The following is a 21716-nucleotide window of genomic DNA, read 5'->3' on the forward strand; positions in this document are numbered from 1 at the left end:
CACCGGTACCGTTGGGACATGCATGGGTACAGCGGTGACAAACAGGCTTATCTGACCCGGTTGCGGCGTGTCGAGGGGCAGATCAGGGGCCTGCAGCGGATGGTCGAAGAGGATGCCTACTGCATCGACGTGCTGACCCAGGTCTCGGCCGCCACGCGGGCGCTCCAGGCGGTGGCGCTCGGCCTGCTGGAGGACCACATCGGGCACTGTGTCGCCGACGCCATCAGCGCCGGGGGGCCGGAGGCGGAGGAGAAGGTCAAGGAGGCGTCGGCCGCGATCGCCCGTCTCGTCCGTTCGTGACTAGTCACATGACTATCTTTTCCGACCACGTCCCGGACCCCGTCGAAGGGTCCGGGACAAGGTCTTGGAAACGGTTCTTCCCGAGGCCTCAGCAAACAGCCGAAGCGCTCAATCCGAGCGCGTTGTCGAGCTCCACCGAGGTGAGGGGCCGTTCGCTCATCGCGACGGCGGACAGCACCTCGGCATAGAGCGCGATCTCGTCCAACGCGACACGGTCGTGGACCCTAGAGTCCAGGTCGTCGTGCCCCACCGCGTCGTCCTTCCTTCCGCAGCCCACACCCACTTCGAGGTTACGGCGGGCGGTCATCGGTGCCCATGGCCCATCGGGACCATTCCTCGCCCCGCCCGACACGTCCTCACGGAGGATCATTTCCCGTTTAGGAGATCACAATTCAGCTAATTGTCCGATGCGCAGGGGGCTAGAAGGATATAGGGGGAGTAAGGATGAAATAACTGAATTTGTGGTTTAAGCATACTGATGTGGGTCAGAAGTGGCGGGGGTAAGTCCCTGACACAGGAGGGACCGGATCGTCGCGCTCGTGCGTCAGCCGGTGCACCACCGCCGAGGCCGTCGCGAATCCCCGCTCCGGTATCTCGGTCCCGGTGAGGCGGCACCACGCGAGCCCCGTGGCGTAGGCGGCACCGAGCAGAGCCGCGGCGGCGTTACGGTCCGGCGGGTGCAGCGCGGAAGGCAGCTCGCCCGAGCGCGGCCAGCATCCCCTCAGCGGATGCGAGGCGTCGGTGAGCACCACGTGGAGGATGTGCCGCAGCTCGGGATCCAGCCACGGGTAGAGACGGTCGGCCGCCCTGGGCGCGACACCCGACAGGTCGGCGGCGAGCAGTGAGGCGGCCACCGCCCGCGGGTCGGCGCCCATCGGGGCGAGGAACCCCAGCGACTGGACCAGGTCGTAGAGCGCGTGCTGGAAGTGCTCGCCCGGCGAGTCGTCGGGCAGCGTCATGTGGGGCGGGCAGCGGGAAAGCCACGCGTTCCGCACCGCGTCGTCGCCCTGGTGCGCGATGGCGGGATCCTGGCAGGCCCGGCGGAGCAACGGCTCGATCATGGACAGCAGGGCGTCGGCCTTCGGCCTGAACCTCGGATCCGCACGCACCACGGCGGCGGTGTCGGCCATCAGCGCGACCAGCCGCAGGCCCGCCTCGGGGTGCCCGGCCCTGACCCGCTCGCCGTAGAGCGCGACCAGGTCGTCCAGCGAGGTGGGCGGCAGCCAGCGGACCCACTCGTCGCCGGGCAGCGGGCGGGCCAGGAACTCCCCGAACATCGACAGCAACACCTCGTTGCCGTCGAAGGCCGGGGCGTAGGCGCACCACATGAGCGTGCCCCAGATCGCGGCGACGGGACTGGCCACCTCCCCGGCGAAGAGTCCGGCGAACGGCCCGGTGACGGGGAAGTCCTCCCTGCGCCTGCCGCGCTGGGCGATCACCAGCTCGCGGACCCTCTCGGTGATCTCGTACGGCACGTCGGGGCCGACGAACCCCTGGACCGACCCCCGGTCGACGGCGAAGTCGGCGCCGGTCGGTATGAGGTGCTGCATGATCATCGAGGTGACGTTGACCACGTGCGCCGCGGCGCGGAAGTCCCGGTCGGCGGGGGGAGCGGTGAGGTGCCAGCGGCCGTCGGCGGGATCCTGGCGGTACCAGCGGGCGTGGGCGCCGAACAGCCAGCGCCCGCCGTCCGGGGTGGACAGCGTGCGCTGGGCGATGGCCTGGGCGCGTGCGAGCGGCGGCAGTGCCGTCCACCGTGGGTCGGTGACCATGGTCCGCACGTCGTTCTCGACGGCGTCGAACCCATCCCACTGCCACATGCCGGTCATCGGCATTCCGGGGCGAGTACCCACAGCCTGGTGCCATGGGCGGGACGCCCCTGCCTCCCTTCGGTCAAGCGGTCAAGGTCGTTGCCAGGCCCCGCGATCCCCCGATCGGGCCTCGCACGATCGTAAGGCTCTCCCCGCCACCGTGTCGGGGAGCGTGCGCCACGACCCGGGGCGGGAGTCAGGCCGGTGGCACGGGGGTCGCGGCCCGGTGGCGGGCCGCCTTGGCGACGTAGCCGGCCGGAGTACCGGCGAACAGGGCGCGGTCGTCGTCGGTGAGCTCACGGACGATCTTTCCGGGGACACCCGAGACGAGCACCCCGGCGGGGATCCGCTTCCCCGGCGCCACCAGGGCACCCGCCGCGATCAGCGATCCCGCGCCGACCCTGGCGCCGCCCAGCACGATCGCGCCGATGCCCACGAGCGCACCGGTCTCCACATGGGCTCCGTGCACCATGGCCTTGTGCCCGAGGCTCACCCGGGGCTCCAGTACGGCGGGCTGACCGGGATCGGCGTGCAGGCAGCACAGGTCCTGGATGTTGCACTCCTCCCCGACCTCGACGTCCTCGTCGTCGCCGCGCAGGACCGAGCCGTACCAGACGTTCGCGGCACGGCCCAGCCGTACCCTCCCGACGACCACCGCTCCGGGGGCGATGTAGGCGTCCGGATGGATCTGCGGGATCGCGTCGCCGTCGAGGGCCGCGATGTAGGGCGTGACGTTCATGTGAACGATGTTACGAGGAGTCGATCTGTCCGGTATTTCCGCAAGCACGTCGGGCGTTCCGGTTGCAGACTTGGGCAGTAAGCAGGAAAGTCGTCTCCTGACGTCTCCTTTTCCGCCACACAACCTCCACGGGTAGTGCTATGACAAACCAGCACGAGAGCTTTCCCGACCTGATGCATGAGGACTCGTTCGAGGTCGTCATGCGCGGCTACAGCCGTCGTCAGGTTCACGACTATATGGACCGCCACCGCCACCAGATCCGCGACCTGGAGGAGCGGCTCGGGCGCGCGATCGACCAGGCCGAACAGAGCCGGATCGAGCTGGCCGAGGCCCGCAAGAGGCTTTCCGACGCCCCGCAGGACTACGACGAGCTCGGCCAGCGGCTCAGCCAGATACTGAAACTCGGGGAGGAGGAGGCCACCTCCAAGAAGCAGGTCGCCGAGGCCGAGGCGCTCAAGCTCCGCGACGACGCGGCGATGGAGGCCGAGCGGCTGATCACCTCCGCGCAGGATCGGGCCGAGGGCATCCTGAACGCCGCGCAGCAGGAGGCCGAGCGCCGGGTGGCCGAGGCCACCGCGGCCGCCGAGCAGATGCTGTCCCAGGCGGGCAACGACGCCGAGGAGACGCTCAACGCGGCCCGCGCCGAGTCCGAGGACACCCTGCGCAGCGCCCGCACCGAGGCCGACCGGATGGTCACCTCGGCGCGGAACGAGGCCGAGCGGACGGTCCAGGAGGCCCGCGCCGAGGCCGACTCCACGCTGAGCGCCGCCCGCGCCGAGGCGGAGGCGACCGTGCTCGCCGCCAACAACGACGCGCACTCCACCCTGTCGGCGGCACAGCAGCGCGCCGCCGCCCTGGACGAGACCACCGGCCGCCGGGTCGTCTACCTCACCGACACCCACCACGAGGTCATGCGCCGTCTGCACGAGATGGGCACCGTCCTGGGCGACCTGCTCCACCGTGAGAGTTCGGCGGGACCTCTGATCGACGAGAGCTCCGTGCTGCCCCCGGCCCGCGTCCAGCCGGCGCTGGCCGCCCCCGCCACGGGGCCTGACGCCGTCTCCGGGGCCGCCTCCGAGGAGACGCCCGACGACGTCCACGGCACACTCGGCGCGGCGGACGCCGTCGCGTCCTCCGACGCGGAGGCGTCGCCGGGACAGGCCGGGCCCACCGGATCCGGGGACGCGTCCATGAGCGGGCGGAACGCCGGGTTCGACTCACCCGACCTGGAGTCCGTACGCGTGATCGTGGACGACGACACCGTCGGGGGCGCGGACGAGCGGCGTGGCAAGGACGAGGACCGTGCCGAGGAGACGCGCGTCGAGGTGTACGACGACACCGACCTCGCCGGCGACACCGACCTCGGTCCGGCCGCGGAGAAGGCCGGCAAGGACGAGGACAAGTACGCCACCCCCAGAAGAAAGTAAGAGCCCTCGCCCTCGGAGGCATGAGGGAACCCGCACGGCCGTGGAGACGTCGGCCCCGAAGACCATGAGGGGCTCGCACGGCCGTGCAGACGGGTGAGGAGACTCGCGGAAGCCTCCGTCCCGACGGGGGTGAGGATCAAGCGGAAGCCCCCGCCCCCGATCGGGTCGGGGACTTCCGCGATTGGGGGCCCGGCGCCGGGACCGCATCGGATCCGCTCATCCCGGCACCGGGCGGTCTTCAGGGGTCCGTCTCCGGCTCGGTGTCGCCGGAACGTTCCCGTTGGTCGAGTAGCTGCTCACGCAGCCCTTCCGGATCGTCCGCGTCGATGGTCATCGCGCAGCCGACATCACGCTGGGCGGAGGTCAGCGGGTGGTGGCGGGTTGCCCACCACCGACCCGCGTCGCTCCGCCAGATCGTCCAGTCGGGAAACTCCCGGGCGATCTCAGCGAGATGTCGGTCGAGAGACATCTGTGCACCTTCCCCGCGCCCAGGCCCGTCTGTGCGACGCTCCACCTCTGACGGTGAGGCACTTCTCTAGAGAAATCAATGATCGCGGGGGACAGGTCAACCTATCGGTTGACGGATGGTCTTGATCTATGAGTCGAAGTCGTATTGAAGTACGTAAGAGGCGGCGTCGAGAGTCATCTCGTTCACCTCGACGGCGACGCCGTCCACGGTGCGGGCGACCCGGGCGATCACGATGACCGGGGTGCCCGCGGGCAGGTCGAGCTGGACGGTCTCGTGGGGATGGGGCATGCGGGCCCTGATCTCCTCGGTGAAGTGCGCCGGGGCGTGGCCGAGCTCGCCGAGGCGCGCGTAGACGCCTCCGGGGCCCGTGTCCTCTCTCGTGATCGCGGTTCCGTCCACCAGGAGGGCGGGGAAGTGGGAGACCGACAGTTGCACCGGCCGCTCGTCCACCGAGTAGCGTCGCCTGCGGACCCACACCTCGGAGCTGCCCAGCACTCTGGCCACGGCGTCCTCGGCGGTCTCCCGGTCGATGTCCACCTGGTCCACGGTGTAGGGGCGCCCCCTGGTGTCGGAGTCCCAGATCGCCTCACCGCGCTCCCAATGGTCACGGGAGAGCCGCCGGGAGCCGTGCCGCCTGATGGGGCGGAACTGCCTGACGTACACCCCTGAGCCGCGCTTGGGGACGGCGAGGCCTTCGTTGATTAGTACGGACAGGGCCTGCCTGGCGGTGGCACGGGCTATGCCGTGACTGGCCATCAGGGCGTTCTCGCCCGGAAGCCGATCCCCGTCTCGGAGATCGCCGGACAGGATCGCTTCGCGAAGCCCGTCGGCGATGCGCCGATAGATCGGGGGCTCGGGAGGTACCGGGGAATGCTGCACGTTCGATCACCCTCTGTCACCAACCGGGTTTGGCGTCTCCAGAGAACTTGCCCCGCCTTGTCCACGATCGCACAGATACGGAGGTTGGTATCGTGCTTCTTTTGGGAGGATCGTGCCCGTGTGGCGATCTTAAAGAGTTTTCCCGGTCCGTTACCGTGGAACGGTCCTGACCGGTATTCGTACGGCCCACCATCGGCGCGTGACGGCCGCGGCCAGCACGGCCCCCGCCGCGTTGAGGATCACGTCGTCGACGGAGCTGACCCGCCCCAGGCGCAGGGCGTACTGGAGGACCTCCACGGTGAGCGACGCCCCGGCCGCCACGGTCGCGATCCTGGTGAGCGAGGCGAACCGCGCCGAACGGACGGGAAGCATCGCCCCGAGCGCGGCGAAGACCATGAGGTTCCCCCCGACCTGCACGAACGCCGTCTGCCCCGGTCCGTGAAGTGTCGCCCACAGATCCGAGAACGGAACGAGACTGACGCCGGAGATCCCCGCTCCGGGGGTGAGGATCATCCAGATCCAGGGCGCGGTCCCTGCCACCGCGACCACGTCGGCCAGGGCGGTGCGCGCCGGGAAGGGGTGGCCGGAGCGGGTGCGGCGGAGGGTGAGCAGGCGGACGGCGACGACGACCGCGGGGACCGCGAGCAAGGCCGCCAGAACGACATTCCCCCACTGCTGCCACGCCTGGTGCACAAGACAAATGATGGGGTGCGCGGAGTCCCCTCGGGCGGCCTTCGAGGTTACGAGAAGGTGACCTCCAGGCAAGGGGCGTTCTCGTCCCCGTGAGCGGCTCCCCGAACGGCGAAAGGGTGCCCGGGCGCGAGGAGAGGTCGTCGGCGCGTTCGCGCGTACGTAGGCCCCGAGCCGAGGAGGCACCCCGGGGAAGGGAGGCCGGGGCGGCATGTGCCCGGGTGATGCGCCTCAGGGGAGGGGGCTCCCCGCGCGGTATGCGCCTCAAGGAAGGGCGGGCAACGGGAGGTTGCGTCCGAGGAAGTGCACGGCCTGGTCCCAGGCGGCCCGCGCGGCCTCCTGGTCGTAGAACTGGGGGGCCTCGTGGTTGTGGAAGGCGTGCCCGGCCTCCTCGGCGACGTACACCCTGACGTTCGGCCGGCCGGACGCGGCCTCCTCCACCACGGCGACCCGCTCCCGAGGGATGTAGGGGTCGGAACCGCCGAAGACGAGCAGCAGCGGGCAGGTGATCTTCTCCAGCATGCCCGAGGCGTCGGGGACGGCGGACCCGTAGAACGACAGGACCGCGTCCACCTCGACCGTGGCCGCGAGCAGGTAGCCGATGGAACCCCCGAGGCAGAACCCGACCACCCCGGCCCCGCCCTCGGCCTCGGGCAGTTCCCGCAGGTGCGTCAGGGCGACGGCGGAGTCGGCCACCCCCTGGGGGACGTCGAACGTGGAGACCATCTCGACCGACAGGGCCGTTCCCGCGTCGTCGTGGCCGGACACCCAGTTGGGCCGGATCCGCCAGAACAGGTCCGGCGCGCCGACGACGTAGCCGAGCGCGGCCAGGTCCTCGGCGACCTTCCTGATGTACGGTCCCACCCCGTAGATCTCCTGGACCAGCAGGATGACCGGGCCCCGGCCGCTCGGGGGAAGCCACAGGTGCAGGTCGAACGAGCCGTCGGCGACGGTGACCGTCTCGGTGCGAACTTCCACGGGATCCTCCTGCTGGCGTGTCGACCGCCGGTGTTCCGGCGTATGACGGACGAACGGTCGGCGAACCGTATACCCGCCGAACGCGGACAGATGTGCGGTATCGAATCGGCCCCTTTGCCGGAGAACGGATGGTTGGTCGCGCAGGCCCGGAAAACCCGCCGAGTATGGACGTGTTCCGCCGATAAGGTGCGCCTGTGGACACCCTGGAAAGCCTCGTCATCACCAGGCGGCTTCGAGTTCCCGTCGACGCTCCCGCCGCCTCCACCCCGGGCTGGGGAGAGGTGGCCGCACGCCAACTCGACGCCGCTCTGCTGAGCGTCGGCTTCACGTGTTCGCCGGCCCTGCTCGAACGCCTGGCCCGCCTGCCCGGGGAGACGGTGGTCGATCTCGGCGTGCGGGTCCTGGCGGCGGTACGACACCTGGTGGGCGACCATGTCCGGCACAACGCGTACTTCATCGACTTCCCGAAGAACGTGCCCGACACCGTGGAGTTCTGGGCCGGGCTGCTGCGTCAGGCCATGCTCGACCCGGTCGCCGACGCCTCCGTCCAGCACTCGCCGGCGCTCAACCTGCTCACCCTGCCCGGTTACGGCGGCTACCGGCACACCTACGCCGACCTGCTGGGCGCGCACGCCGAGCTCGTCGCGTCGGCCGGCGACCGGGTGACCGTGCTGGAGTTGGGCGCGAGCCTGGAGTCGGAGGCGCGCGAGTGGTACTTCTCGCTGGCGGGCGCGGAGGTGCCGCCGGCGGAGGAGGACCTGGCGGCGCTGCGGTCGCTGGCCGAGTTCTGCGCCGAGGAACCCGACCGTATCCCGGTGCGGGAGAACCGCGCCATCATCAACCAGGCGCGTCTGGTCGCGGGTCGCCCGCTGCTCGTCGACACGGTGACCGACGTGCTGCGGCTCGCCTGCGGACTCTTCGGCGGCGACGTCACACTGGCCACCCCCACCAGGTTCCTCTCGTTCCCGCGGGCTCGGCGCAGGGCTCTCCTGCAGGCCCTGGACACGGTCGCCACCCCGGCCAGGCTCGGCGACGTCTCAAGGCACCGGGAGCAGTGGAAGCGGCTCGGCGAACGACTCCACCCCGGCGAGTATCCGCGGTTCCCGCGCGCCGCACACGTCTTCGAGGTGGCCCGAGGCGTACGCGAGGCGCCCGGTCTCGACAGCCGGGTGGAGGCGGCGCTGTCGGCAGGCCGTACCGGAGAGGCGGTCGAGCTTCTGGAGAGGGCGCCCGGCGCGTTGCTGCGCCGTCTGGACCACCTGCTGCGGTCCGGCACCTCGGTCTCGGCCGTGCTGGACGCCGCGGAAAAGGCCGTGGCGGGCGCTTCCGGCCGGGTCCTGCTGTCGTTGCGCGAACACCTGCAGAACCGGCTCGCCTCCGCGGCCGGGCGGGTCTTCGTCAACCGGAACGGCAGGGCGTGGGCGGCGTCCGACGCCCGCGCTCCGATCGAGGAGACCGTCGTGTCGCGGGCGGTGGCCATCCTGGACGAGGAGATCACCCGGCGGCTTCCCGACCTCGGCGAGCTGGTCGTCGATCCCGAGGTGCTCGACGTCGCCCTGCCGCTGTCGGGTAAGGCCGTCGCGCCCGGGCTGGGCATGTTGCCGCGGGGCTCGCTGTCGGCGGTGGACGGGGAGCTGCTGCGGTTCTTCGTCCACTGGCGGCAGGCCGAGCGGTCCACCGACTACGACCTGTCGGCCCTGATGCTGGACGCCTCCTACGGCGACGCCGAGCACATCTCGTGGACGGAGTACCGCAACAGTTTCGCCGTTTACTCCGGCGACATCACCGACGCCTCCGACGGCGCGAGCGAGTTCATCGACATCCGTCTCGCCGAGGCGAAGCGGTCGATCATCATTCCGCAGGTGAACATCTACGACGGAGAGGCGTTCGACGAGGCCGCGGAGGCGTTCTTCGGCTACATGAGCCGGGATGCCGAGCAGGAGGGCAGGCCGTTCGAGCCGCGTACCGTGCGCATGAAGTCCGACCTGCGAGGCGCGGGGCGGGTCGCGCTGCCGCTCGTCTTCCTGCGCGGCGACGACGGCGCCTGGCGGGTGAAGTGGCTGCACCTCTATCTGAGGGGGCGCGCCGGCTTCAACCAGGTCGAGGGCAACCGCGTCACGACCTCCCTGCTGGTGCGCTCGATCGTCGAACGTGACTACCTGCGCGTCCGCCATCTGGTCGACCTGCTGCGGCGGAAGGGGACGTCGGGTGGGCACACCACGTACATCGGTTTGCAGGCGCCGGCCGATCTCCCCGAGGGGTCGCGGGTGATCACGCCCGGGACGCTGCACGAGCTGATCCCCGCCTGATACGGTGGCGGTCGCGAGGCCATGGGAGGGCTTCCTTCTCACCTTATGGACAAGTCTAGTCTTCCCGCCTTCCTCGCATTCCGGGCGTGAGGCCGTTCGAGGGCTTCCTCGGCGCGGCCGACCGCCTGTCAGATGGTCCTGGCCAGGGCGCGGGAGATGCCCAGGGCTGCGGCCTTGACGGCCGGGGCGAGCCGGGTGGGCTGGAAGCGGGCCAGCGGCACCGAGACCGAGAGCGCGGCCACGGCCACGCCGTCGCCGAACACCGGGGCCGCGATGCAGGCGCCGCCCAGCTGGGCCTCCTCCCGCTCGTAGGCGAGCCCCGCCGCCTGGATCTCGCCGATCGCCTCCTCCAGGCGCCGGGGGTCGACGATCGAGTGCGGGGTCAACCGGCGCAGCGGGCGGCCGAGGACCTCGTCGATCAGGTCGGGCCCCGAGTAGGCGAGCAGGGCCTTGCCGATCCCGGTGCACGTCAGCGGGAGGCGCCCGCCGACGCGCGAGGGCAGGGCGAAGGTCTCCTGGCCGCGGATCTTCTCGACGTAGACGACGTCGAGGCCGTCGCGCACACCGAGGTGGACGGTCTCGTGGGTCGCCTCGTAAAGGTCGTGCATGAAGGGGAGCGCCGCGTGTCTCAGGTCGCGCTCCAGGGGCACGATGCTCCCGAGCTCGAAGAGGCGGCGGCCGAGATAGTAGCCGTCGGGGCGGCGGGTGATCGCGCCGATCGCGGTCAGTTCGGTGAGCAGCCGGAAGGCGGTGGTCTTGGGCAGGTGGCAGCGCTCGGCGACGTCGGCCAGCCGCAGCGGTCCTCCCGTGGGGCGGAACGCGTCGAGTACGAGCCAGGATTTCTCCAGCAGAGACAGACGGTCGGGGTTCCGTTTCACGGAACCCATTCTTGCCTACGGCCGTTTGCGGCCCTATACCCGTACGTAGTGACCTGAAGGAGTACCTTCCCGAGGAGCAGACTTGTCTGACCAGGTGAACCACTTCATCGGTGGGGTGCCGGTCGCCGAGGGCGCGACGTTCGCCACCCATGACCCGGTGACCGGCCGGCCGGTGCGCGAGGTCCGCGAGGCGGACCGGGACGTCGTCGACAGGGCGGTCGCCGCGGCCCGCGAGGCCCTGCCCGGATGGGCCGCGCTGCCGGTGGCGGAGCGCGCCACCTGGATGCGCCGCCTCGCCGACGCGATCGAGGAGCGGTTCGAGGACCTGGTGGCGGCGGAGATCGCCGACACGGGGAAGTCGATCACCCAGACCCGCACCCTGGACATCCCGCGCGGAGCCGCGAACTTCCGGTCGTTCGCCGAGATCGCGGCCCAGCACCCGGAGGACGCGTTCCACCTCACGGACGTGCTGAGCTACACCGTGCGCAAGTCACTCGGCGTGGTCGCGGTGATCGTGCCGTGGAACCTGCCGTTCCTGCTGGCGACCTGGAAGCTCGGTCCCGCGCTCGTCGCGGGCAACACCGTCGTGGTCAAGCCCTCGGAGCACACGCCGGGCTCGGTCGCGGTGCTCGCGGAGATCGCCGCCTCGATCGGTCTGCCGCCCGGTGTCCTCAACGTCGTGAACGGCTTCGGCGGTGGTTCCACCGGCCAGTTCCTGGTGGAGCATCCCGGCGTGGACGCGGTCACCTTCACCGGCGAGAGCCGTACCGGATCGACGATCATGAAGGCGGTCGCGGACCGGGTCAAGCCCGTCTCGTTCGAGCTGGGCGGCAAGAACGCCGGGCTGGTCTTCGCCGACGCCGACCTGGACGCGGCCGTCGAGGGAAGCGTGCGGTCGGTCTTCACCAACGGCGGCCAGGTCTGCCTGTGCACCGAGCGGCTCTACGTGGAGCGGCCCGTCTTCGAGGAGTTCACCGCACGGCTGGCCAGGCGCGCCGGTGACCTGCGGTTCGGCCGCCCCTCCGACGAGGACGCCACGATGATGCCGATGATCTCCGCCGAGCACCGGGACAAGGTGCTCTCCTACTACGAGCTGGCCAAGCACGAGGGCGCCGAGATCCGCGCGGGTGGCGGGGTGCCGAGTTTCGGCGACGACCGCGACGGCGGCTACTACGTCGAACCGACCGTGCTGACCGGCCTGCCGCCGGACTCCCGGGTGAACCGGGAGGAGATCTTCGGCCCCGTCTGCCACATCGCCCCGTTCGACACCGAGGCCGAGGCGGTCGGGCTCGCCAACGACAGCGAGTACGGCCTGGCGGCGACCGTCTGGACCTCCAACCTGAGCCGGGCCCACCGGGTCGCCAGGTCGCTGGAGGCCGGGCTGGTCTGGGTCAACACCTGGTACCTGCGCGACCTGCGCACCCCCTTCGGCGGGGTGAAGCTGTCCGGCATCGGCCGCGAGGGCGGCACGCGCTCGCTGGACTTCTACTCCGAGCCCACCACGATCACCATCAAGCTGGAGCCTGGACATGACTGAGTGGAGCGAGGCCACCGACGTGCGGGTGGAGGCGGCCGACCGGTTGCTCGACGCGGCCAGGAGCGGCAAGCCGTGCGCCCCGGTGCGCGAGATGCTGCCGAGCGGGAGCGCCGAGACCGGCTACGCCGTACAGGAGATCAACACCAGGCGGGCGCTGGACGAGGGCAGGAGGCTGGTCGGCAGGAAGATCGGGCTCACCTCCGCCGCGGTCCAGCGCCAGCTCGGCGTGGACCAGCCGGACTTCGGGATGCTCTTCGCCGACATGGCCTATCTCGACGGCCTGCCCGTGCCGACCGGCCGTTTCCTGCAGCCCAAGGTCGAGGCGGAGGTCGCGCTCGTCCTCGGGAGCGACCTGGAGGGTGGCCCGTTCACGGTCGCCGACGTCATCCGGGCGGTCGACTTCGCGCTGCCCGCGATCGAGATCGTCGACAGCCGCGTCGCGGGATGGGACATCGCCCTCGTCGACACGATCGCCGACAACGCCTCCAGCGGCGCGTTCGTCCTCGGCAACACCCCGGTGAGCCTGCGCGGCCTGGACCTGCGCCTCGCCGGGATGACCATGAACCGGCACGGCGAGGAGGTCTCCACCGGGGTGGGCGCGGCCTGCCTGGGGCATCCGCTCAACGCCGCGGTCTGGCTCGCCGACGCGCTGGGCGGTACGGACTTCCCGTTGCGCGCCGGGGACGTCGTGCTCACCGGCGCGCTCGGCCCGATGGTCGGCGTCGAGCCGGGCGACGTGTTCGAGGCCCACATCGAGGGCCTCGGCTCGGTCAGGACGGTCTTCTCGTGAGAGCCCACGAACCTCTCGTGAGAGCCCACGAACCTCGCCCTCAGCCGGGAGTCGGCCGCCACCCCGCCGCCCACGACCTTCTCGCGAGAGCCCACGAACCGGACCGGCTCGTGAAGCCCGGGGAGCCCGGCAAGTCCTGGGGAGTCGGCAATCCCGGAGAGCTCGGGGAGTCCGGCAAGCCCTGGGAGTTCGGGGAGTTCGGAGAGCTCGAAGGACCAGGGGAACTCGTACGACGTGTGAAAGCAGGCCTGTTGTGAAGATCGCCATCATCGGTTCGGGGAACATCGGCACCGACCTGATGTTCAAGGCACTGCTGTCGAAGAAGGTCGAGGTCGTCGCGATGGCGGGCATCGACCCCGACTCCGACGGACTGGCCCGCGCCCGCCGCCGCGGGGTCGCCACCACCCACGAGGGTGTCGAAGGACTGGTCGCGCTGCCCGGGTTCGCCGAGGTGGACGTCGTTCTCGACGCGACCTCGGCCGGGGCGCACCGGCACAACGACCGGGTGCTCAGGGCGCACGGCAAGCGCGTCATCGACCTCACCCCCGCCGCGATCGGCCCCTACGTGGTGCCTCCGGTCAACCTGGAGGACCACCTCACCGAACCGAACCTCAACATGGTCACCTGCGGCGGGCAGGCCACCATCCCGATCGTCGCGGCGGTCGCCTCGCGGGTGCCCGTCCGGTACGCGGAGATCGTCGCCTCCATCTCCTCCCGGTCGGCGGGGCCCGGCACGCGGGCCAACATCGACGAGTTCACCGAGACGACCTCCCGGGCGATCGAGCGGGTCGGCGGGGCGGCGAGGGGCAAGGCGATCATCATCCTCAACCCGGCGGAGCCGCCGCTGATCATGCGGGACACGGTCTACTGCCTGGTGGACGAGTGCGACGAGGCGACCGTGGCGGAGGTGAAGGACGCCGTGCTGGAGATGGTGGCGCGGGTCAACGACTACGTGCCGGGCTACCGCCTCAAACAGGACATACAGCTTGAGACGATCCCGGCTGGGGAGCCGCTCCCCGACGGCACCCGCGACGGCGGCGTGAAGGTGACCGTCTTCCTGGAGGTGGAGGGCGCCGCCCACTACCTGCCCGCCTACGCCGGCAACCTCGACATCATGACCTCCGCCGCGCTGCGCACCGCCGAGCGGCTCGCCGAGGTGACGGAGCGGGCCGCGGACGCGGGCCGCACGCAAGACCGGGACCGCACGGACCTGGCCGCTCGTACGGACGCGGAGGTGGGCGCGTGAAGCTCTACGTGCAGGACGTGACACTGCGGGACGGCATGCACGCCATCCGGCACCGCTACACCGTCGCCCAGGCCGCCGAGATCGCCGCGGCCCTCGACGCCGCCGGGGTGGCGGCGATCGAGATCGCGCACGGCGACGGCCTCTCCGGGGGCAGTTTCAACTACGGCGCGGGCGCGCACACCGACGACGAGTGGATCGAGGCGGTCGCCGGTGCCGTACGGCGGGCGAAGCTGACCACCCTGCTGCTGCCCGGCATCGGCACCATCGACGACCTCAGGCGCGCGCACGCCCTCGGTGTCACCTCGGTCAGGGTCGCCACCCACTGCACCGAGGCCGACATCTCCGCCCAGCACATCTCCACCGCGCGTGAGCTCGGGATGGACGTGGCCGGGTTCCTGATGATGTCCCACATGACCTCCGCCGACGAACTGGCGCGGCAGGCGGCGCTCATGGAGTCGTACGGCGCCCACTGCGTCTACGTGACCGACTCCGGCGGCCGGTTGACCATGGACGGGGTGCGGGAGCGGGTCAGGGCCTACCGCTCGGTGCTCGACGAGGGTACGGAGATCGGCATCCACGCCCACCACAACCTGGGCCTCGGCGTGGCCAACTCGGTCGTCGCGGTGGAGAACGGCACCTACCGGGTGGACGCCTCCCTGGCGGGGATGGGCGCGGGGGCGGGCAACTGCCCGATCGAGGTGTTCGTCGCGGTGGCCGACCTGATGGGCTGGGAGCACGGCTGTGACCTGCACGCCCTGATGGACGCGGCCGACGATCTGGTCAGGCCGCTGCAGGACCGGCCGGTCCGGGTGGACAGGGAGACGCTGACGCTCGGCTACGCGGGGGTCTACTCCAGCTTCCTGCGGCACGCGGAGGCGGCCTCGGCGCGCTACGGGGTCGACACCCGGACCATCCTCACCGAGGTGGGCCGCCGCCGGATGGTGGGCGGCCAGGAGGACATGATCGTGGACATCGCGCTGGACCTGGCACGGACCGGGGAGCCGTCGTGACACGGGCGGTCCCCCGGCTCTCCCCGGCTCCCGCCGAGCCTTTTCGTCGAGCGTCGTAGTGGTGTCACCGTCCTCGGGCTCCTGCCGGGCCCTTTCACCGAGCGCTGTAGCGATGTCACCGTCTCCCGGCTCCCGCCGAGTCCCTTCACCGAGCGCCGCAGTGGCGGCCGCGAGAAAGATGGTGTCCCAGTGACCGACCTGCACAAGCTCGCCGCCGTCCTGGACGAGGCCGCCCGCACCGGTCGCGCGGTGCCGAGGCCCGAGCAGGACTACGGCGTGGCCGACGCCTACCGGGTCCAGGAGGAGCTGATCCGGCTCCGCCTGGAGCGCGGGGACCGGCTCGCCGGGGTGAAGCTGGGCTTCACCAGCGAGGGTAAGCGCCGCCAGATGGGGGTGCACGACGTCATCTTCGGCCGGGTGCCGGAGTCGTCGGCCATCCTCGACGGCTCGTACGCGGATATTTCTGGATTCATCCATCCGAGGGTGGAGCCGGAGGTCGTCTACCTCATCGGCCGGCGCATCGCGTCGCCGGGCGACGCGCTCGCGCCGGGCGCCGTCGCAGCCGTCGCGGCCGGTATCGAGGTGATCGACTCGCGCTACGAGGACTTCAGGTTCTCGCTGCCCGACGTGATCGCCGATAACACCTCGGCCGCCGGATACGTCGTCGGCCCCTGGCAGCCGTACGACCCGTCGCGCTGGAACCTGGGCGTCGTCCTGGAGATCGACGGGCGCGTGGTCCAGACCGGATCGACCGGCGCGATCCTGGGCGACCCGCGCAGGGCACTCGCCGAGGCCGTGCGCCTCGCCCTCCAGGCGGGGATGGTCCTGGAGCCGGGCTGGGTCCTGCTCGCCGGTGCCGCCACGCCCGCCGAGCCGCTGGTGCCCGGTGCGCGGGTGCGGGCCGAGATCCAGCACCTGGGCTCGGTCTCGTTCACCGCCTCCGTGTCGGAATCCGCCTCCGCGTCCGAATCCGCCTCCGCGTCCGAATCCGCCTCCGCACCCGGTCCGACGACGCCGGGGGCCTCGGCGGAGACGCCGGGGGTTTCCGGGGTACAGGGGGCTTCGGAGAGACCGGGCACTTCTGGGGAGGAATCATGAGCGAAGGGCTCGTCGTCGAGGGAAAGGCGACGCCGCGAGGAAGGTTTCCGCACGTCAAGCGTGCGGGAGACCTCCTGTACGTGTCCGGGACCAGCTCACGCAGGCCCGACAACACGATCGTGGGAGCCGAGGTCGACGAGTTCGGCACGGTGAAGCTCGACATCGCCGAGCAGACCAGGGCGGTGATAGAGAACATCGGAGACATCCTCAAGGCGGCGGGAGCCGACCTGAGCGATCTCGTGCAGATCACCACCTACCTGGTGAACATCAATGACTTCGGCGGATACAACGCGGTCTACGCGGAGTACTTCGACGAGACCGGCCCGGCACGCACCACCGTGGCCGTCCACCAACTGCCCCACCCGCACCTGCTCATCGAGATTCAGGCCGTGGCCCATCGACCGGAGGTTCGCCCATGACCGCCCCCATCGACCTCACCAAGTGGATCGACGAGCACGCCCACCTGCTCAAGCCGCCGGTGGGCAACAAGATGGTCTTCGAGAACACCGGCGACTTCATCGTCATGGTCGTCGGAGGGCCGAACGCGCGGACCGATTTCCACATCGACCCGTACGAGGAGCTCTTCTACCAGATCCGCGGGAACATGCACGTCAACATCATGACCCCCGAGGGGCCGGAGACCGTGCACGTGCGCGAGGGCCAGATGTGGCTGCTCCCGGGGAACACGCCGCACTCGCCGCAGCGCCCCGAGGAGGGGTCGATCGGTCTGGTGGTGGAGCGGATCAGGCCGGAGGGCGTGCTGGAGAAGTTCCTCTGGTACTGCCCGCAATGCAGCGGTGTGGTCCACGAGGTGGAACTCCAGGTCCGTGACATCGTGACCGACCTGCCGCCGATCTTCCAGGCGTTCTACGACGACGAGAAGGCGCGTACCTGCGGGAACTGCGGCACCGTCCACTCCGGCAAGGGATAGTCGTTGATCATCGACGTTCACACGCACCACGTCCCCAAGGGCTGGCCCGATCTAGGCTGGCCGGGGGCGCCCCGGCTCAGGGTCGACTCCGAGCGGGAGGCCGTGATCCTGCTCGGGGATCGGGAGTTCCGCCGGATCGCCGACGACTGCTGGAGTCCCTCGGTCCGCCTGGAACGGATGGACGCCGACGGGGTGGACGTCCAGGTCGTCTCCCCGACGCCGGTCTTCTTCTCCTATGAGCGCCCGGCGGCCGAGGCCGTACGGGTCGCGAGGGTGTTCAACGACCTGGCGCTGGAGATCTGCGCGTCCGAGCGGCTGGTGCCGTTCTGCCAGGTGCCGCTCCAGGATCCCGACCTGGCCTGCGCCGAGCTGGACCGGTGCCTCGCCGCTGGTCACGCGGGCGTCGAGATCGGCAACCACGTTGGCGACCGCGACCTCGACGACGAGGGAATCGTCCAGTTCCTCCAGCACTGCGCCTCGGTGGGGGCACCTGTCTTCGTCCACCCCTGGGACATGGGGGGTGGTCCCCGGCTGGAGCGCTGGATGGCGCAGTGGCTGGTCGGCATGCCCGCCGAGACGCACCTGTCGGTGCTCGCCCTGATCCTGGGCGGCGTCCTCGACCGGGTGCCGAAGACGCTGCGCCTGTGCTTCGCGCACGGCGGCGGCTCGTTCGCCTTCTGGCTCGGCCGCTTCGAGAACGCCTGGCACCGTCGCAACGACCTGGTCGGGGTCTCGGAGTTTCCTCCGTCGCACTATCTCGACCGGTTCAGCGTGGACTCGGTCGTGTTCGACGAGCGGGCGCTGCGGCTGCTGGTCGACACGATGGGAGAGGACGGGGTGATGCTCGGCTCCGACTTCCCCTACCCGCTGGGCGAGTCACCGGTGGGCTCGCTGATCCGCCGGGCGGGGTTTCTCTCCGACACCGCCCGCGCCAAGCTGCTCGGCGGCAACGCCACCCGGTTTCTCGGACGCTGAGCGGGACCGGTCGCCGGGCCGAAGTCCGGAAGGAACGCGCCGCCGGGGGACCGGGAGGCTCAGCGCCTGCTCAGGCGGCGTCCCTTGTACATCGGGTGGTTGGTCTCCCAGTATTTCCAGCCCTCCACCCGCGCGGGGACGTTGGCCACTCCGGCGGCGATCTTGCGCACCCGGCAGGTGTAGATCTGGCGCCACGCGGAGAATCCCACCCGGTAGCCGAAAACGCGATACCACATGTTTCCGTACTTGCCGGCGGTGATCTCCTGCGAGTATTGGTGCCCGGTCTCGACGATGTATTCCTCGGCGAGCAGCGGACTGACCATGTTTCTTAACTGGCGGATCAACTCGCCCCTGTCGATCTCGCTGAGTTTTTCCCTTTCCAGCTCCATCTCGGCGTAGACACGGTGCTGCCGGGTGACGGAAACCGTCATCGTGCCGCCGGGGCCGTCGATGAAGCGCGTGCGGGGAACGAAGAAATTCCTCGGCCTGAAGGAGTGGAACCTGAAGAAGGACCTCGGCCTGCATTTCTTGCGCGCCTGATCCAGAAGCGTGTGGCGGGGACCGTCGGTGTCGTTTCCGGTTTCCGTGCCCGTCGCGGTGTTGCCGGTTCCGGTGCCGACCCCGTTGTCGGTGTCTCTGTCTCTGGAGGAGGGGGAGGCGCTGGTGGAGGTGCTGGTCGACGTGATGGACGAGTCGGAGCCGGGTGACGGGTCGCCGAGCGCGGACGAGTCGGAGGACGGGTCGCCGAGCGCGGACGAATTGGAGTCGGGTGACGGGTCGCCGAGCGTGGACGCGGCGGCGGGTGCGGGGAGGGCGGAGGGCACGGTGACCGTGAGGGCCAGACAGAGGAATCCGGTGAGGGCCGGCATCGCCGACCCTTTCTTCGGCCAGTACCCTTTCCGTCGTTTACGTATGGTTGCGGCGCTTTTTTGAGGGTGGGGAGTGAGCATGGAGACACCATTCCCTTCGAGACACGGTCTGTGGTCGCGATCAATCCACTGACCGGAATGCGGTTTTTACCGGTGCGCCGAGCCGCTTCATCGTGACAGTGACGATGCTTACAGCCTCACGTGAGGGCCATGTGATGACACGCCGAGACCAAGTCCACTGGAAAAGGAAAGGGTGCACGGAAGGGAACTACAGTGATCGATCGTCCACGGGCGACGGTTCGTCGCCGATCTGTGAGGGCGCGTCGAGCGTGGCGACGAGCCTCTTGGGAGCGACGGCGCGGTAGCTCTCCTCGACCCAGTCGAGGAGTATCTCGGTCTCCAGGAGCGCGCTCGCGTTCATCAGGGAGATCGAGACCCATCCCGTTTTGGCCAGTCCGTAGCCGGATGGTTTGACGCCGTCGAACGCCAACGCGTGGCCGCTCGACTCCGGCAGCTTCATCCCGACTCTCGGTCTCCATTTCTCGGTCGGCTCTTCGACGCCGAGGAAGAGAAAGATCTTCTTGTTGACTTTGACGACCGTGTCGTCCCAGGGGTGGTCCTCGTAGGTCTCCGGCAGGCGCAACGCGAACTCGCGCAGCGTCTCGCGGACCTCACGCCAGTTGTCCATGGCGCCCATTCTGAACCTCTGCGCCGACGATTCCACCCCGAGCCGGTGTGGATCCACCGGGATCGTCCCGGGTCGGCCAGGCTTCGGCCTCGCCTCGGGCCGGTTTCGGGTCGGTCCGGATCTCAAAACGATCGTGACCGGACGGCCGGACCCGTCGGTTTCGTCTCGGAACGATGGTGGCCGGATGTCCCGACCCGTCGGTTTCATGGACGGGGGATGTTGCGCAGGTTCGCCTTCGCCATGTCGATCATGCGTCCCACCCCGCCGTTGAGCACGATCTTGCTCGCGGCGAGGGCGAACCCCTTCACCTGCGCTCCGCTGACGCTCGGCGGCATGGCGAGCACGTCCGGGTCGGTGACCACATCCAGCAGGAAGGGGCCGGGGGTCGAGAAGGCCGTGGCGAGGGCCTCCCGTACGTCCGAGGGATTCTCCACCCGCAACGCCCCGATCCCGGCCGCGCCGGCGATCGCCGCGTAGTCGACGGGGGCGTGGTCGGTGCCGAAGTCGGGCATCCCCTCCACCATCATCTCCAGCTTCACCATGCCGAGCGAGGAGTTGTTGAACACCACCGTCTTCACCGGCAGATCGTGCTGCCGGACGGTGAGAAGCTCCCCGAGGAGCATGGCGAGCCCGCCGTCCCCGGAGAGCGAGACGACCTGGCGGCGCCGGTCCGCGAACTGGGCGCCGACGGCCTGCGGGAGCGCGTTGGCCATGCTCCCGTGCACGAACGAGCCGATCACGCGGCGGCGCCCGTTGGGGCTGAGGTAACGGGCGGCCCAGACGCAGCACATCCCGGTGTCCACGGTGAACACGGCGTCGTCCGCGGCCAGTTCGTCGATCAGGTTCGCGACGTACTCGGGGTGGATCGGCAGGTGGTGCTCGATGTCGTGGGTGTACGCCTCCACGACGTTCTCCAGCACCTTCAGGTGCTTGCGCAGCGTCTTGTCGAGATGGCGGCGGTCCGTCTTCTGGGTGACATGGGGCAGCACCGCGCGGATCGTCGCGCCGACGTCGCCGTGCACGGCCAGCTCCAGCGGGGTCCTGCGGCCCAGCCGCCCCGCGTCGTGGTCGATCTGGATCGTCCGCGCGCCCGGCAGGAAGTCGTCGTACGGGAAGTCGGTCCCGGCCAGCACCACCAGATCGGCGTCGTGCATCGCCTCGTGGCAGGCGCCGTACCCGAGCAGCCCGCTCATCCCCACGTCGTACGGGTTGTCGTACTGGATCCACTCCTTGCCGCGCAGCGCGTGCCCGACCGGTGCCAGGACGCGCCCGGCCAGCGCCATGACCTCGTCGCGGGCGTGACGTGTCCCCGCGCCGCAGAACAGCATCACCTTCTCGGCGCGGTTCAGCGCCGCCGCCAGCTCGGCCACCTGGTCGGCGGGGGGTACGACCGTGCCGGTCGTGGTCAGGAAGTCGTGCTCGCCGGTGGGGTGGGCGGCGGACAGTTCCGCCACGTCACCGGGAAGCACCACGACGGAGACGCCACCGAGGCCGAGCGCCTGCTGTACGGCGGTGCGCAGCACCCGGGGCATCTGCTCGGGTGTGCTGATCATGTCGCAGAAGTGGCTGCACTCCACGAACAGTCGTCCGGGGTGGGTCTCCTGGAAGAAGCCCGTGCCGATCTGCGCGGAGGGGATGTGCGAGGCGATCGCGAGCACCGGGGCACCGCTGCGGTGGGCGTCGTAGAGGCCCTGGAGCAGATGGGTGTTGCCGGGCCCGCAACTGCCCGCGCAGACCGCGAGGCGCCCGGTGACCTGTGCTTCGGCCGAGGCGGCGAACGCCCCGGCCTCCTCGTTCTGCACGTGGATCCACTCGATGTCACCGGCCTTCCTGATGGCGTCGACCACCGGGTTGAGGCTGTCGCCCACCACCCCGTAGATCCGTTCCACCCCGGCCTGGCGGAGAACCTCGATGAACTGCTCGGCGACGGTCGCCATGGTGCCCCCTCATGTCCGGCGTCACCGGGGTACCTCACCGTATTTCGCCGGATCACTCGGGATCGCCCGGGAAGAGTCAGGACGGCGCGTGTCGGGGGGACTTGTGTCTCACGACCCATCATCGTTCATATATCGAACAAAAGTTCTTTATGCGT

23 protein-coding genes are annotated in these 21716 nt (G+C 70.0%); 12 read left to right on the forward strand and 11 right to left on the reverse strand.

The window, feature by feature from the left end:
- Positions 1 to 18: 18 nt before the first annotated feature.
- A complete protein-coding gene (locus tag ACFY3V_RS28385) occupies positions 19 to 300 on the forward strand; it encodes a metal-sensitive transcriptional regulator (RefSeq protein WP_350941509.1) in 282 nt (93 codons plus the stop codon).
- An 88-nt stretch (positions 301 to 388) separates the two neighbouring features.
- Here ACFY3V_RS28385 and ACFY3V_RS28390 read toward each other — a convergent pair whose 3' ends face one another.
- From ACFY3V_RS28390 to ACFY3V_RS28400, 3 genes are all read right to left on the reverse strand, one after another.
- On the reverse strand, positions 389 to 607 hold the full coding sequence (locus ACFY3V_RS28390) for a hypothetical protein (protein ID WP_362764670.1): 219 nt from the start codon (positions 605 to 607) through the stop codon (positions 389 to 391).
- 178 nt (positions 608 to 785) lie between these two features.
- Positions 786 to 2129: a hypothetical protein gene (locus ACFY3V_RS28395; RefSeq protein ID WP_362897950.1), complete on the reverse strand. Its 1344-nt coding sequence runs from the start codon at positions 2127 to 2129 to the stop codon at positions 786 to 788.
- Between the two features lie 178 nt (positions 2130 to 2307).
- Positions 2308 to 2850: a gamma carbonic anhydrase family protein gene (locus ACFY3V_RS28400; RefSeq protein WP_350941505.1), complete on the reverse strand. Its 543-nt coding sequence runs from the start codon at positions 2848 to 2850 to the stop codon at positions 2308 to 2310.
- Between the two features lie 140 nt (positions 2851 to 2990).
- Here ACFY3V_RS28400 and ACFY3V_RS28405 point away from each other — a divergent pair, with 140 nt between their 5' ends.
- Entirely contained in the window at positions 2991 to 4277 is a 1287-nt protein-coding gene (locus ACFY3V_RS28405; protein ID WP_389777770.1) for a hypothetical protein, read from the forward strand.
- A gap of 238 nt (positions 4278 to 4515) precedes the next feature.
- Here ACFY3V_RS28405 and ACFY3V_RS28410 read toward each other — a convergent pair whose 3' ends face one another.
- The 4 genes from ACFY3V_RS28410 to ACFY3V_RS28425 all read right to left on the reverse strand — a co-directional run bounded on the left by ACFY3V_RS28410 (position 4516) and on the right by ACFY3V_RS28425 (position 7293).
- A complete protein-coding gene (locus ACFY3V_RS28410; protein ID WP_350941501.1) occupies positions 4516 to 4746 on the reverse strand; it encodes a hypothetical protein in 231 nt (76 codons plus the stop codon).
- A gap of 126 nt (positions 4747 to 4872) precedes the next feature.
- On the reverse strand, positions 4873 to 5625 hold the full coding sequence (locus ACFY3V_RS28415) for a GntR family transcriptional regulator (RefSeq protein WP_350941500.1): 753 nt from the start codon (positions 5623 to 5625) through the stop codon (positions 4873 to 4875).
- Positions 5626 to 5775: 150 nt separating this feature from the next.
- Positions 5776 to 6318: a VanZ family protein gene (locus ACFY3V_RS28420; protein ID WP_362897945.1), complete on the reverse strand. Its 543-nt coding sequence runs from the start codon at positions 6316 to 6318 to the stop codon at positions 5776 to 5778.
- 261 nt (positions 6319 to 6579) lie between these two features.
- Positions 6580 to 7293 carry a dienelactone hydrolase family protein gene (locus ACFY3V_RS28425; RefSeq protein WP_389777773.1) on the reverse strand — a complete coding sequence of 238 codons (714 nt, stop codon included), beginning with the start codon at positions 7291 to 7293 and terminating at the stop codon, positions 6580 to 6582.
- A gap of 194 nt (positions 7294 to 7487) precedes the next feature.
- Between ACFY3V_RS28425 and ACFY3V_RS28430 the strand changes: the two genes are divergently transcribed.
- On the forward strand, positions 7488 to 9602 hold the full coding sequence (locus ACFY3V_RS28430) for a TerD family protein (protein ID WP_389777775.1): 2115 nt from the start codon (positions 7488 to 7490) through the stop codon (positions 9600 to 9602).
- 128 nt (positions 9603 to 9730) lie between these two features.
- Here the strand turns inward: ACFY3V_RS28430 and ACFY3V_RS28435 are convergent, their stop codons facing one another.
- On the reverse strand, positions 9731 to 10489 hold the full coding sequence (locus ACFY3V_RS28435) for an IclR family transcriptional regulator (protein WP_362897939.1): 759 nt from the start codon (positions 10487 to 10489) through the stop codon (positions 9731 to 9733).
- Between the two features lie 73 nt (positions 10490 to 10562).
- Between ACFY3V_RS28435 and ACFY3V_RS28440 the strand changes: the two genes are divergently transcribed.
- From ACFY3V_RS28440 to ACFY3V_RS28480, 9 genes are all read left to right on the forward strand, one after another.
- The gene (locus ACFY3V_RS28440) at positions 10563 to 12017 is read left to right on the forward strand and encodes a 2-hydroxymuconic semialdehyde dehydrogenase (protein ID WP_389777778.1); all 1455 of its coding nucleotides are present in this window, start codon (positions 10563 to 10565) and stop codon (positions 12015 to 12017) included.
- A complete protein-coding gene (locus ACFY3V_RS28445; protein ID WP_350941492.1) occupies positions 12010 to 12807 on the forward strand; it encodes a fumarylacetoacetate hydrolase family protein in 798 nt (265 codons plus the stop codon). The genes ACFY3V_RS28440 and ACFY3V_RS28445 overlap by 8 nt, the downstream gene beginning before the upstream one ends.
- Before the next feature lie 17 nt (positions 12808 to 12824).
- A complete protein-coding gene (locus ACFY3V_RS28450) occupies positions 12825 to 13064 on the forward strand; it encodes a hypothetical protein (protein ID WP_362897934.1) in 240 nt (79 codons plus the stop codon).
- Positions 13061 to 14053 (forward strand): acetaldehyde dehydrogenase (acetylating), encoded by a 993-nt coding sequence (locus tag ACFY3V_RS28455; protein WP_362897932.1) that lies wholly within the window; start codon positions 13061 to 13063, stop codon positions 14051 to 14053. The genes ACFY3V_RS28450 and ACFY3V_RS28455 overlap by 4 nt, the downstream gene beginning before the upstream one ends.
- On the forward strand, positions 14050 to 15063 hold the full coding sequence (gene dmpG, locus ACFY3V_RS28460; RefSeq protein ID WP_350941487.1) for a 4-hydroxy-2-oxovalerate aldolase: 1014 nt from the start codon (positions 14050 to 14052) through the stop codon (positions 15061 to 15063). Before ACFY3V_RS28455 ends, dmpG begins: the two co-directional genes overlap by 4 nt.
- Positions 15064 to 15252: 189 nt before the next feature.
- The gene (locus ACFY3V_RS28465; RefSeq protein ID WP_389777781.1) at positions 15253 to 16161 is read left to right on the forward strand and encodes a 2-keto-4-pentenoate hydratase; all 909 of its coding nucleotides are present in this window, start codon (positions 15253 to 15255) and stop codon (positions 16159 to 16161) included.
- On the forward strand, positions 16158 to 16580 hold the full coding sequence (locus ACFY3V_RS28470) for a RidA family protein (RefSeq protein ID WP_350941483.1): 423 nt from the start codon (positions 16158 to 16160) through the stop codon (positions 16578 to 16580). Before ACFY3V_RS28465 ends, ACFY3V_RS28470 begins: the two co-directional genes overlap by 4 nt.
- Positions 16577 to 17092, forward strand: coding sequence for a 3-hydroxyanthranilate 3,4-dioxygenase (locus tag ACFY3V_RS28475; protein ID WP_389777784.1), 516 nt, complete (start codon positions 16577 to 16579; stop codon positions 17090 to 17092). The genes ACFY3V_RS28470 and ACFY3V_RS28475 overlap by 4 nt, the downstream gene beginning before the upstream one ends.
- A 3-nt stretch (positions 17093 to 17095) precedes the next feature.
- A complete protein-coding gene (locus ACFY3V_RS28480; RefSeq protein ID WP_389777786.1) occupies positions 17096 to 18067 on the forward strand; it encodes an amidohydrolase family protein in 972 nt (323 codons plus the stop codon).
- 59 nt (positions 18068 to 18126) lie between these two features.
- Here ACFY3V_RS28480 and ACFY3V_RS28485 read toward each other — a convergent pair whose 3' ends face one another.
- From ACFY3V_RS28485 to ACFY3V_RS28495, 3 genes are all read right to left on the reverse strand, one after another.
- Entirely contained in the window at positions 18127 to 18936 is an 810-nt protein-coding gene (locus ACFY3V_RS28485; RefSeq protein ID WP_362897922.1) for a hypothetical protein, read from the reverse strand.
- Between the two features lie 268 nt (positions 18937 to 19204).
- Entirely contained in the window at positions 19205 to 19624 is a 420-nt protein-coding gene (locus tag ACFY3V_RS28490; protein WP_362897920.1) for an MmcQ/YjbR family DNA-binding protein, read from the reverse strand.
- Between the two features lie 203 nt (positions 19625 to 19827).
- Positions 19828 to 21561, reverse strand: a complete 1734-nt coding sequence (locus ACFY3V_RS28495; RefSeq protein WP_389777789.1) for a pyruvate dehydrogenase — start codon at positions 21559 to 21561, stop codon at positions 19828 to 19830.
- Positions 21562 to 21716: the final 155 nt, after the last annotated feature.

The organism is Streptosporangium sp. NPDC000095 (assembly GCF_042899335.1).
GTDB lineage: Bacteria > Actinomycetota > Actinomycetes > Streptosporangiales > Streptosporangiaceae > Streptosporangium.